The sequence below is a fragment of the Algibacter lectus genome, from assembly GCF_004368925.1.
Classification (GTDB): domain Bacteria; phylum Bacteroidota; class Bacteroidia; order Flavobacteriales; family Flavobacteriaceae; genus Algibacter; species Algibacter lectus.
Window position 1 is genome coordinate 23,284 of sequence record NZ_SORL01000007.1, and the last position, 14,029, is coordinate 37,312.

General features: G+C 34.4%; 6 protein-coding genes. 4 read left to right on the forward strand and 2 right to left on the reverse strand.

The window, feature by feature from the left end:
• Nucleotides 1-8: 8 nt before the first annotated feature.
• Nucleotides 9-7,130, reverse strand: a complete 7,122-nt coding sequence (locus DFQ06_RS01170; protein ID WP_133965562.1) for a BspA family leucine-rich repeat surface protein — start codon at nt 7,128-7,130, stop codon at nt 9-11.
• 189 nt (nt 7,131-7,319) lie between these two features.
• Between DFQ06_RS01170 and DFQ06_RS01175 the strand changes: the two genes are divergently transcribed.
• Nucleotides 7,320-10,772 carry a VIT domain-containing protein gene (locus tag DFQ06_RS01175; protein ID WP_133965564.1) on the forward strand — a complete coding sequence of 1,151 codons (3,453 nt, stop codon included), beginning with the start codon at nt 7,320-7,322 and terminating at the stop codon, nt 10,770-10,772.
• An 85-nt stretch (nt 10,773-10,857) separates the two neighbouring features.
• Here DFQ06_RS01175 and DFQ06_RS01180 read toward each other — a convergent pair whose 3' ends face one another.
• A complete protein-coding gene (locus tag DFQ06_RS01180) occupies nt 10,858-12,486 on the reverse strand; it encodes an acyl-CoA carboxylase subunit beta (RefSeq protein ID WP_042503777.1) in 1,629 nt (542 codons plus the stop codon).
• Nucleotides 12,487-12,634: 148 nt separating this feature from the next.
• On the opposite strand from DFQ06_RS01180, the gene DFQ06_RS01185 reads away from it, so the two are divergent.
• From DFQ06_RS01185 to DFQ06_RS01195, 3 genes are read left to right on the forward strand one after another with little or no spacing between them, the layout of a single operon-like run.
• Nucleotides 12,635-12,991, forward strand: a complete 357-nt coding sequence (locus tag DFQ06_RS01185; protein ID WP_042494702.1) for a DoxX family protein — start codon at nt 12,635-12,637, stop codon at nt 12,989-12,991.
• Nucleotides 12,992-12,993: 2 nt separating this feature from the next.
• A complete protein-coding gene (locus DFQ06_RS01190; RefSeq protein ID WP_074936409.1) occupies nt 12,994-13,524 on the forward strand; it encodes an NADPH-dependent FMN reductase in 531 nt (176 codons plus the stop codon).
• 2 nt (nt 13,525-13,526) lie between these two features.
• Nucleotides 13,527-13,964: a MarR family winged helix-turn-helix transcriptional regulator gene (locus DFQ06_RS01195; RefSeq protein ID WP_052415272.1), complete on the forward strand. Its 438-nt coding sequence runs from the start codon at nt 13,527-13,529 to the stop codon at nt 13,962-13,964.
• The last annotated feature ends 65 nt before the right edge of the window (nt 13,965-14,029 follow it).

Consider the following 14,029-nt stretch of genomic DNA (forward strand, 5'->3'; position numbering starts at 1 on the left):
AAATGGGTTTATCTTTTTATAACTACAAAGCCTTCTAGTTTGTCAAAATTATGCGGACCACTTATATTAAACTTAAAGAAATAAGTGCCTTCTGGTAATACATCAGCTCCCATTTTAGTCTTTTTATTTGCAATACCTCTAAACACATGGGTTGTGTTATTGTATCCGTTAATTTGGAATACCATATCGCCCCATCGGTTATATATAGTAACCATATTATCAGGATGCATTTCTATACCTTCAATATTCCAGAAATCGTTGATACCATCGTTATCTGGTGAAAAACCATATTTTACATCATGTTTTGGAGCAGTTAAAGTGGTGAAAACATTTTCTGCGCAAGAAGTTGCGTCTCCCATAATATTATAAGGTATAACGTTTACATAATAAGAGGTATCTTGCTTTAAATCTTCTGATAAAGTATATGAAGTAGAGTTTCCAACATCTTCGTTATTTAGAATATCTGTTCCTCCTGGTGAAGAACCTATTGAAATTTTATATCCATCCGCGTTAGAAACAGGATCCCAGCTAAAATCGGTATCTAAAGAAACGTCGATATCATTTTGTGTAGGATTGTTAAGGATTGTACATTCAGGACGTGTTAAAAGTGTCTCCGTAGTAAAAGATTCTTCATTACATCCAATGGCACCACCAACGGCATTATAAGGTATGATGGCAACATATATTGTAGATGTTTCAGGTAAATCTGAACTTAAATTATAAGTAGTGTTGTTTCCAACATCTTCATTGTTTACAATATCGGTAGCTCCAGCACTTGTTCCTATGGAAATTCTATATCCAGTAGCATCGGTTGCTGCATTCCAAGTTAAATCTGTTGTTACGTCTACATCAATAGCATTGTTAGCAGGAGCGGAAAGTGTTGTACAGTTTGGAGCTGTTGGTAAAGTTTCCGTAGTAAAAGATTCTTCATTACATCCTGTAGCATCACCTACGGTGTTGTAAGGTGTAATAGTGACAAATATTGTGGACGTTTCAGGTAAATCTGAACTTAAATTATAAGTAGTATTGTTTCCAACATCTTCGTTGTTTACAATATCGGTAGTTCTAGCAGTTGTTCCTACGGAAATTCTATATCCAGTAGCATCGGTTGCTGCATTCCAAGTTAAATCTGTCGTTACGTCTACATCAATAGCATTGTTAGCAGGAGCGGAAAGTGTTGTACAGTTTGGAGCTGTTGGTAAAGTTTCCGTAGTAAAAGATTCTTCATTACATCCAATGGCATCATCAACGGTGTTGTAAGGTGTAATAGTGACAAATATTGTGGACGTTTCAGGTAAATCTGAAGTTAAGTTATAAGTAGTATTGTTTCCAACATCTTCATTGTTTACAATATCGGTAGTTCCAGCACTTGTTCCTATGGAAATTCTATATCCAGTAGCATCGGTTGCTGCATTCCAAGTTAAGTCTGTCGTAACGTCTACATCAATAGCATTGTTAGCAGGAGTAGATAGCATTGTACAGTTTGGAGCTGTTGGTAAAGTTTCGGTAGTAAAAGATTCTTCATTACATCCAGTGGCATCACCAACGGTATTGTAAGGTGTAATAGTGACAAATATTGTGGATGTTTCAGGTAAATCTGAAGTTAAGTTATAAGTAGTGTTGTTTCCAACATCTTCATTGTTTACAATATCGGTAGTTCCAGGACTTGTTCCTATGGAAATTCTATATCCAGTAGCATCGGTTGCTGCATTCCAAGTTAAATCTGTTGTTACGTCTACATCAATAGCATTGTTAGCAGGAGCGGAAAGTGTTGTACAGTTTGGAGCTGTTGGTAAAGTTTCGGTAGTAAAAGATTCTTCATTACATCCAATGGCATCACCTACGGTGTTGTAAGGTGTAATAGTGACAAATATTGTGGACGTTTCAGGTAAATCTGAAGTTAAGTTATAAGTAGTGTTGTTTCCAACATCTTCATTGTTTACAATATCGGTAGCGCCAGCAGTTGTTCCTACGGAAATTCTATATCCTGTGGCGTTGGTTGCGGTATCCCAGGTTAAATTTGTTGTAACGTCTACATCGGTTGCATTGTTTAAGGGAGTAGATAGTGTTGTGCAACTTGGTGGATCTGATGCTGAAAAAGCACCTGTTCTAAAGCTTTCTTCATCACAACCTGTAGCATCGCCAACTTCATTATATGGTGTTATTGAAACAAAAATTAATCTATTAGGAGGTAAGTCATCCGGAAGATCATAAGTTGTAAAATTGCCCACATCAATATTGTTCAGAATTTCAATACCACCTCCTGTAGTTCCTACGGTAAGTAAATATCCTGTAGTGTTTGGTGCGGCATTCCAGCTAATATTAGTATCTGTTGATACATTTGTATCTCCATTTAAAGGAAGCGTTAAAGTAGTACATGCGGGAGCAACAGGAATAATTTCTGTCGTGAAACTTTCTTCAGTACAAGTTATTGCATCTCCAGTGCTATTATAAGGCGTTATACTAACATAAATGATTGTGTTTTCCGGAAGATCTGTTGGTAAATCATAAACGGTTACATTGTTTACATCTATATCATTTAGTAAATCGGTAGCTCCTGAATTTGTTCCTGCAGTAATGCGGTAGCCGTCTGCATTTGCTATTGGAGTCCACTCTAAATTAGTTTCAACAGATACATCTATACTACCATTTGTTGGCAGTGTTAATATAGTACACTCAGGAACTGTTGGTACACTATTGTTGGTAATAGTGAAGCTTTCTGTAATACAGCCAGTAGGTTCTCCTTCGTCATTAAAAGGTGTAATTGTAACTTCTACAGATTCACCTCCTAAAAAATCTGATGTAAATTGAAAGGAAGGATCGGCAACTGATTCATTGTTTACTAGTACAATATTTCCAGGTTGTGTTGTAACAGTTAGTCTATACCCTCGAGCATAAAGCGCAGGTTCCCAACTTAAATTGGTGTTAACAGGTACGTCTGTATCTCCATTAGCAGGAGAAATTAATTGTGTGCAAACCGGAATAGGACAATCTAGAATATCGCCTGTAAACGACCAACCGTAAGTATCCATCATAGATTGTCTTTCTTCTAAAGCATCACAATACAGTAATCCTTGAGCACCTAGATTTATACCCGGCGTTAAGGTTTGCTTAGACCAAGCTACTAATGTAGCATCGTAGTTTTCTCTTGTTAGTGCGGTATTATCTAGCATGTATTGCATGTTGGTAACTCGACTAACATCCCACTCTGTAAATTCTTGATTTAAGGCGGTAGCGTTACTAAACATATAGCGCATATTAGTTGCTCCAATATCCCAACGGTCTAAAGTTTGATTGAAGGCTAATGCGTTTCTAAACATACCACTCATGTTTAAAACATTAGTAATTCGCCAACTATTTATAGTTTGATTAAAACTGGTTGCGTTATAAAACATGTTTTCCATGGTAGTAACGGCTCTTACGTTCCATCCATCAATGGTTTCGTTAAAAGCAGAGGCTCCACTAAACATATCTTCCATAGTAGTTACAGAGGCTACGTTCCATGAATTCATGGTTTGGTTATAGCTTGTAGCGTTTTTAAACATGGCTTCCATAGTGTTTACAAAAGAAACATTCCAGTTGTCTATGTTTTGATTGAAATCTGCTGCGCCACTAAACATTTCAGAAGTCGTTAAAACTTCACCTGTATCCCAATTATCCAAAGCTTGATTGAAAGCTAAAGCGTTTTTAAACATGCTCTCCATGTTGGTTACAGAGGCTACATTCCATGAATTTATCGGTATGTTAAAAGCATGGGCATCTTCAAACATAGAAGGCATTAGAGTTACAGAACTTACATCCCAATTATTTAAATCTTGATTAAAGGCTAAGGCATTTTCAAACATCGACGTCATATTAGCCACAGCACTAACATCCCAAGTATTTATAGGTTGATTAAAGGTTTCTGCATTTTCGAACATGGAAGACATGTTTACCACAGAATTTACATCCCAATTATCTAAAGGTTCATTAAACATTTCGGCAGATTGAAACATAGATGCCATATTGATAACATTAGTAACGTTCCAGGTATTAATATTTTGGTTGAAAAGATCTGCACTATTAAACATAGACTGCATATTGGTAACCGAGGAAACATTCCAATTATCTAATGGCTCATTAAATGTGGATGCTCTATTAAACATGGAGCTCATGTTTGTTACGGCACTTACGTTCCAATTATTTATATTTTGGTTGAATGCTGAAGCAGAATTGAACATAGAATTCATATCGGTTACTGCAGCAACATTCCAATTACTTATTGGTTGATTAAAAGCTGAAGCTGAATTAAACATGGCTTCCATATTGGTTACAGACGTGACATCCCAAGTATCTAGAGGTTGATTGAAAAGAGTAGCTCTATTGAACATTTTTTCCATGGTTGTAACCGCCGCAACATTCCAAGAATTGATGTCTTGGTTAAAAACAGAAGCCGTTTCGAACATTCTAGACATATTGGTAACACTACTTGTAATCCAATTGTTTAATGGTTGATCGAATGTTGTAGCAGACAAAAACATAAGTTGCATATTGGTAACATTGGAAACATCCCAACTATTTAAAGGTTGGTTAAAAGCCGATGCTCCGGCGAACATAATCCCCATATCTGTAACGTTGCTAACATCCCAATTATCAATATCGCCATTAAAAAGTTTGGCTTGATAAAACATTTGATACATATTGGTTACCTGAGACAAATCTGGGACATCGGTAGCATTATACTCCATGTTTTCGCAATTATAGAATGTGTTCCTCATGGATTTCCAAGGCTGAGTACCCCATTGGTCTACAGATATTAGTTTTACATTATCTGAAAAATAAGAATAATAATGGGCAGGGTATTCACCAATAATGGTTACCGTATAAACGCCGGGCGAAAGATAGGTATGCGTGATGTCTCCGGTAACGTCGTTATTAAATTGATCGTCTCCCCAATCTATAGAATAGTTGTAGGTTAAATAATCTGGATATCCAGAATTGGTTTCTATTTTAAGCTGGTTTGCTGCAGAGGTATAGCTTTCTGTTAAGCTAGTATCAAATGTGAGTTTAAAAGCAGTTGTGTCGTTTACCCAACTAGGTATAACGCTAAAACTTTCTTCGGTACAACCTACGGCATCACCATCGGTATTATTGTACGGTACAATGGTTACAAAAACGGTATCGCCAGGTGTTAAGTCTGATGTGAAATCCAAACCAACAACATTACCAACATCTTTATCGGTTTCTGTAAATGTAGTAGCACCACCATTTTCTATTCTATAGCTCACTTTATAACCAGTAGCTCCGGGTACAGCTTCCCAAATTAAATTAGCGTTCGAAGGCACGTTAACATCTCCATTTACCGGAGAAACTAATGATGTACAAAGTACAAACGAACAGTTAATAATATCTCCATCGATACTCCAGCCAGAGTTATCTATAAGATTTTGACGCTGATCTCTACTATCGCAATAGTTGAGGCCGCTAGCACCTAGAGTTACGTTGTTTTTAACCGTTTGTGCTTCCCAACCTATAAGTGTATTATCATAATTGGTTTGCGAAAGTCCAGAACCAGATAGCATAATGCTCATGTTAGTAACATTACTTACGTTCCATGAACCTAAATCTTGATTAAAGGTACTAGTATTTCTAAACATGCTAGACATATTAGTGACAGCGCCAGTATCCCAACTATTTAAGGGTTGGTTAAAAACGGTTGTTACATTATAAGAACTAAACATACTAGACATGTTAGTTACCGCAGCGGTATCCCAAGTGCTTAATGTTTGGTTAAAAGCTAAAGCCGAATTAAACATGGAACTCATATTGGTTACTTTGCTAACGTTCCATATATCGATAGGTTGATTAAAGTCGTCAGTTTCTTGAAACATTGAGCTCATATCTGTAACATTACTAACATCCCAACCGGTAATATCTTGATTGAATACTTTGGTGTTTTCAAACATTCCTTTCATATTAGTAACATTACTAACATCCCAATTATCCAAAGGCTGATTAAAAAAAGCATTATCTCTAAACATGTATGTCATTTCTGTCACGTTACTAACGTCCCAGTTATTTAAAGGTTGATTAAATATACCGCTCCAAATCCAACCATCAAACATGCTAGTCATATTGGTTACCTTACTAACATCCCAATTATTTAAAGGTTGATTAAATGTTCTGTGTCTATAGAACATAGAACTCATGTTTGTTACCTTACTAACATCCCAGTTTTCTATAGGTTGGTTAAATTCCGATTGTCCAAACATTCTAGACATGTCTGTTACATTACTAACATTCCAGCTAGAAAGTGAAAGGTTAAAATCTGAAGAATAAAACATACCAGACATATCGGTAACCGTATCAACTACCCAGCTATTTAAAGGCGCATTAAAGCTATTTGCACTATAAAACATGTTTGCCATTGTAGTCACTCTGCTAACATCCCAATTATTTATGTTTTGGTTAAATCTAGATGCAGAATGAAACATGTCGGCCATGTTTGTTACCTGTGCTGTATTCCAATTATCTAATGGCTCATTAAAAGTTCTAGCGAGATAAAATGTTTCAGACATATCGGTTACATTACCGGTGTTCCATAAATCTAGAGGTCTGTTAAAAATTACTGCACCATAGAATAATCCTGATAAATCTGTAATAGTATTTGTGTTCCAATTATTAATAATGCCATTAAAAGATTCAGCATTTTTAAACATGTTCCTTAGAGTGGTCACTTGCGATAAATCTGGAGAATCTATGGCGTCAAAATTTAAGTTTTCACAACCATAAAAAGCATTTTCCATAGTTTGCCACTCAATAGTGCCCCAGGATAAGATTTCTATTATTTTTATTTTATCGCCCGAGTTATTAAAATAAATAGAAGGAAAGTCTCCACTTATTTTAATAGTATATGTGTTTGGAGCTGTGTAGGTATGTGTAATATCACCAGTAACGGCGGAGTCTGTTTGTCCGTCTCCCCAATCTATGATGTAATTATAAGTGTAACTAGGATGAGTAGGTATGGAAATTTCATTATCGGCAGAAGATCCAGATTCAGTATTTGCTGTATTCCAAATGGAGGTAAATTCTGTTTGCGAAAAGACAGAGATATTCCATAATAAAAGGAGTAGGGTAATTAAATATTTCATGTTAGGGAGTTATAGCTATATGAAGCAAAAATAAGATTTAAATTTTAATTCGACTTTTAATGGGTAATTTTGAACCATATGACGATTTTTTACTCTACACTCAATCAAAAGTTAGTTTCACTCATTGTCATTTTTCTAAGTGCTGTAATAAGCATAGTTTTATCTAGAACCTAAAATTCATTACTTATTATGAAACAGTACTACTTCCAATTATTATGTCTTTTTTTGAGTGTAAGCTTGTATGCTCAAAACATTCCAGAAGTTAAATTAAAAGATAACTCTACATTAAAACTTGTTAATTTAAATGTTGAGGTTAACATTACAGGTAATGTGGCTTTAACCACTTATAAAATGAAATTTTATAATGGCTCAAATACTGTATTAGAAGGCGAGTTGGCGTTTCCTTTAGGTCAAGGACAATCGGTTACAGATTTCGCTATGGATGTTAATGGAAGCATGAGGCATGCTGCTATTGTAGAAAAAGAATTAGGACGCGTAGCTTACGAAAGCACAATAAGAAAAACCATAGATCCGGGTTTGTTAGAGATGACAAAAGGGAACAACTATAAAGCTAGAGTTTACCCAATTCCAGCTAGAGGTTATAAAGAGATAGAAATAACTTACGAGCAAACACTTGTTGCCAATAACCAAAAGCACAGCTACCAAATACCTTTAAATTTTGAAAATAAGTTATCTCATTTTTCTATAGAAATAAATGCCTTCGGAAAGAAAAATATTCAAATTACAGATACTTCTATCTATAATAATTTGAAGTTTAAAAATGCATTAGGAGTTAAAAAAGCGCATTTTAAAGCTGAAAATTTTATTCCTAGAAACACCATTACTTTAGAAATGAGGTTGGAAGATGAAGCCAACTTAACCACTTACAATGATTATTTTAATTTTTATAAATCTTTTAAACCAAAATCACGATTAAAATCGAAACCAAAGGCTATTACTGTTTTTTGGGATGCATCATATTCTATGGAACGCAGAAAACTAGATAAAGAATTTGAGTTGTTAGATGCCTATTTACAATATCTAGAAAATGTTAAATTGAATGTGGTTGTGTTTAATAATAAAATTAGAAGTAATACTACATATAATATAAAAAACGGAAATTGGAACGCGGTTAAAAAAGCCCTCGAAAATGTAGTTTACGATGGTGGCACATCTTACATTGATTTAGGAAATTATATTACTGAAACCAATTTACTCTTTACAGATGGTATGTTTAATTTAGGCGATTTTAAGCCAACAAATCATGGTGCTATTTATGCTATTAATTCTTTAACATCAGCAAACCATAACAGGCTTTCTCAGTTGGCGCATACAAGTCAAGCAAATTATGTAAACCTATCTAACGTTGAGGTGAAACAAGCTATAAAAACTATTACAAGAGAGAATTATAAGTTTTTAGGAGTTGCTGAAAATGATAAAACATATGAAGTCTATCCGTTAAAAAACACTATTGTAAATGAAGATTTTTCGTTATCGGGAAAGTTTAAAGCCAATACAACCATAGAATTGTTATTCGGCTATAACAATGATGTAATAGATAGGGTAAAGGTTAATCTAGAAAATCTAGAAAATAGTCCAATTGTAAAACGTTTGTGGGCAAAGCAAAAGCTGAATTATTTAAAAGGAAATTCCGAAGAAAATAAAGATAAAATTATTCAATTAGCATTAAAAAACCATTTGATTACAGCATATACCTCTATGATAATTTTAGATCGTGTTGAAGATTATGCACGTTATAAAATTGAACCTCCAACAGAATTGAAAGCAAGATATAAAGAGCTTATAAAACAAGAAGAAGCCAACGAAGCATATAGATTAAAACAAGTAGAAAGTAGAAAACATGATTTGCTTTCGGAATACAAAGATTTAATGAGATGGTACAGTAAAGATTTTTCTAAAAATATAAAAGATTTTAAAAAACCTAGACAAGAGCGAACAGAAACGAATACAACACCGTCACAGCATAATGGAGCACCTGGTGTAAATTCAAATACATCAAATTCAGGTTTTACGCGAGTTATAGATTCTACTAAAAGGATAATTAGTGGTTATGTTACGAGTATTGGCGGAGAACCGCTTCCTGGTGTAAATATTTATGTGAAAAATGATGTTTTTGCTGCTGTTACAGATTTTGATGGTAAGTATATGATTAATGCAGAGTTCGGATCAATTTTGGTCTACTCTTACATTGGCTTTTTAACTGAAGAAGTAACTCTTGGTTCAAATTTTGTTGTTAATGTAGCTTTAAAAGAAGATACGTCGTCTTTAGATGAAGTTGTTGTGGTTGGTTATGGCGTGCAAAAAAGAACTCATGTTACTGGCGCTGTTACAGCAGTTTCTTCGGAAAGTATAGAAAACGAAAATATAGTAGTTGAAGCTTTGCAAGGGCGTGTTGTGGGATTAAATATGGAGTCAAAACGAGCACCGAACAATACAGATGATGCTTCAATTCGTGTTCATGGATTAAATTTGAATGATAGTGAGAATGCACCATTATATGTTGTTGATGGTATCGTGTATTCAGAGGAAGATTTTAAAGATATTTCGGCGAAAAACATTGATAATATTAGAGTTTTAAAAGATGGAGCAGGGAGTTCTATTTATGGAAGTAGAGCTTCAAATGGTGTTATTCTCATTTCAACTAAAAGCGGAATACTGGAAAACAAAGAAAAAATTGAAGCATTAAATAGAAAGATTGACGAAGAAATTGTTTTCAAGCCCTGGTCGCCTAAAGCAGAGTACTTGGTAAACTTATCTAAATCTGAAACTCCGGAAATAGCTTATAATGCGTATTTAAAATTACGAGAAACGTATAAAAACACACCAACATTTTTTATGGATATCGCAGAGTATTTCGATTCTATTAATCAAAGGGAATTAGCGGTGCAGATTGTAACTAATTTAATTGAAATAGATTTAGATAACCATGAACTTAGTAGAGCCTTAGCCTATAAATTGCAGTATTTTAAAGAAGACGCTTTAGCGGTTTATGTTTATCAAGAGATTTTGAAATTAAGACCAGAAGAACCTCATTCTTATCGCGATTTAGCATTAGCTTATGAAGCCGTAGGTGAATATCAAAAAGCCTTTGACATCTTATTTAGAATTGTAAAGGGCGAATTACTAGAAAAAGATGAAGATGAACGTTTTTATGGTATTGAGCACATTGCCTATGTAGAAGCGTGCCACTTGGCGTCGCAACATGAAGACGAGATAACATTAACTGAAAATCAAAGAAAGTTACTTAAAACATTTGATGTAGATATTAGAGTTGTGATAGATTGGAACCATAATGATACAGATTTAGATCTTTGGGTTGAAAATCCTAACGACGAAAAAGTACTCTACAGTAATAAGACCTCTAAAGATGGCGGGCGACTTTCTGAAGATATAACTGAAGGTTATGGTCCAGAAGAATTCATGATTAAAAAAGCTTCGAAAGGAGATTATGAAATTCTTGTAGATTATTATGCCGATCAGGTTCAAAAAATATCTGGACCAACAACTTTAAAGGTGATCATATTTACTAATTATGGAAGAAAAAATGAAAAGAAGGAAATTAGAATATTACGCTTAAATAAAAAAGAAGATGAAATTGAAGTAGGCACCGTAAGTATGTAATAGAAAACATATTTTGAATTAAACAAAAAACTCTCAGGTTACCAATTAGCCTGAGAGTTTTTTATTTTATAGGAAGATTGAATTCTTAAACCTGTAAAACCCCTAAATTGAAAGGCTTCTCAATGGGAGCGTGGTTAGCAGCTTCAATCCCCATACTAATCCATGTTCTGGTGTCTAGAGGGTTTATAATAGCATCTGTCCAAATACGAGCGGCCGCATAATAAGGAGATACTTGGTTATCGTATCTATTTTTTATTTTATTAAAAAGTTCAGCTTCTTTTTCCGGAGTAATTTCTTCTCCTTTTTTAAGTAAAGATGCTTTTTCTATTTGAAGTAATACTTTTGCAGCAGAGTTTCCGCTCATAACCGCAAGTTCAGCACTTGGCCAAGCTACTATTAATCTTGGGTCATAGGCTTTTCCACACATGGCATAATTTCCGGCACCGTAACTATTTCCTATAATGATAGTAAATTTCGGCACCACCGAATTACTTACTGCATTTACCATTTTTGCACCATCTTTTATAATACCGCCATGCTCACTTTTACTACCTACCATAAAGCCAGTAACATCTTGTAAAAATACTAACGGAATTTTCTTTTGGTTACAATTGGCAATAAAACGTGTGGCTTTATCGGCGCTATCATTATAAATAACACCACCAAATTGCATTTCTCCACTAGCAGTTTTAACCAGTTTACGTTGGTTGGCAACAATGCCAACAGCCCAACCATCAATACGCGCGTAAGCTGTAATTATGGTTTGTCCGTAACCAGCTTTATATTCATCAAACTCCGAGTTATCGACTACGCGCTTAATAATTTCGTACATATCATATTGATCGGCACGACTTTTAGGTAAGATTCCGTAAATATCTTCAGGGTTTTCTTTTGGTTTTTTAGCTTCACTACGGTTGTACCCCGCTTTATCAAAATCACCAATTTTATCAATAATATTTTTAATAGTATTTAAAGCATCGGCATCATCTTTAGCTTTATAATCGGTAACACCCGATATTTCGCAATGTGTTGTCGCGCCGCCTAAAGTTTCATTATCTATACTTTCACCAATGGCAGCTTTTACTAAGTAACTCCCAGCTAAAAATATACTACCTGTTTTGTCTACAATTAAAGCTTCATCGCTCATAATTGGTAAATAAGCACCACCAGCAACACAACTTCCCATAACGGCCGCAATTTGAGTAATACCCATACTACTCATTATAGCGTTATTTCTAAAAATGCGTCCAAAATGTTCTTTATCTGGGAAAATTTCGTCTTGTAAAGGCAAATACACACCGGCAGAATCTACAAGATAGATAATAGGCAGTCTATTTTCTATAGCAATTTCTTGGGCACGCAAGTTTTTCTTCCCAGTAATGGGGAACCAAGCTCCAGCTTTTACAGTAGCATCATTAGCAACCACAATACATTGTTTACCTTTTACATAACCCATTTTTACAACCACACCACCAGAAGGGCATCCGCCATGTTCGGCGTACATATCTTCACCGGCAAAGGCGGCAATTTCAATAGATTTCTTTTTTGGATCTAATAAAAAGTCAATACGCTCTCTAGCCGTCATTTTACCTTTACTATGCAGTTTCTCGATACGACTTTTTCCGCCACCGAGTTTTACTTTAACAAGGCGTTTTTTTAATTCGGAAAGTAAGAGTTTATTATGATCTTCGTTTTTATTGAAGTTAATGTCCATGGTCGAAATTTTATTTGCACGAATTTACAAAACCCGTAATCAATTTTAAAGCGAATGTTTTGTTAAAATATATTACATGGAAATATATTCCTTGGAATATAAATTTATTTTGATTAGTTTTGTACTCTAATATTGAAATAAAAATAAGATGAAAAGAGATAAAATTATATTTTATATCGCAACAGGTTTATTATCTGTAATTGTATTGTTTTCGGTTTACATGTATGTTTTTAAACATGAAGCTATTGTTGGCGCATTTACTAGTTTAGGTTACCCGCCGTATTTAATTTATCCGTATGCAGGTTTAAAATTACTTGGTTTATTTGCAGTATGGAATCCTAACTTTAAGGCATTAAAAGAGTGGGCTTATTCAGGTTTCTTTTTTGCTTTCGTTTTAGCTTTTTTTGCGCATATAATGGTGAATGATGGCGGACACATGACAGCAGCACTAGCGTTAGTGTTTTTAATAGTATCGTATATTTTTAATAAAAGAATAAATAAATAATTATGAAAAAAATTATAGCATTTGCAGGAAGTAATAGTAAACAATCTATTAACAAGCAGTTAGCAACTTACGCAGCGAGTTTGGTTGAAAATGTAGAAACTACTGTGTTAGATTTAAACGATTTTGATTTACCACTTTATGGTATGGATCATGAAAATGAACATGGCATTCCAAAAGATGCACATCGGTTTTTAGAAATGCTTAAAAGCACAGATGGCATTATATTATCGTTAGCAGAACATAATGGGGCGTATTCTGTGGTTTTTAAAAACTTGTTTGATTGGATGTCTAGAATTGAAGGTAAATTATTTTTCAAAAAACCAATGTTACTTATGGCAACATCACCAGGTGGGCGAGGGGGTTTATCTGTTTTAGAGATTGCTAAAGGCCGTTTTCCTTTTCATGATGGAAACATTGTAGAGAGTTTTTCACTTCCTTTTTTCGGTGAAAATTTTAAGGAAAATAAAATAGTAGACAACGCACTAGATGCTCAGTTAAAAGAAGCAGTTAATAAACTTCAAAATAGTCTATAATTGTGGGCGATATAAGTAAAGATATCAATTCGAAATTCCCCAGCAATAGGGTAAAAGCGATGCTTAACGTTCTTTACACAGCTAATTGGATTGCGAGTTACCAAACTGAGTTTTTTAAACCCTTTGGTATTTCTGCACAACAATTCAATATTTTAAGAATTTTAAATGGTGCCAAAGAGCCGTTAAGTGTGCAAGTGATAAAAGATAGGATGGTAGAGCGTGCACCTAATGCAACACGATTAATGGATAAATTGTATGCCAAAGATTATATAGAACGTTTGCCTTCTAAGGAAGATAGGCGTGTGGTTAATATAGAAATCACCAAAAAAGGCATTGATTTATTAGAATCTATACCAAATACATTGAATTCTGATTTGTTTAAAAATTTAAATGAAGAAGAAGCAGGACAATTAAGCGATTTGCTTGATAAAATGAGATAATAATACAGCTTTTTAACTTTAAATAGTTTTTGAAATTTTAAGCTGAGGTTTTAATAAAAACGTAT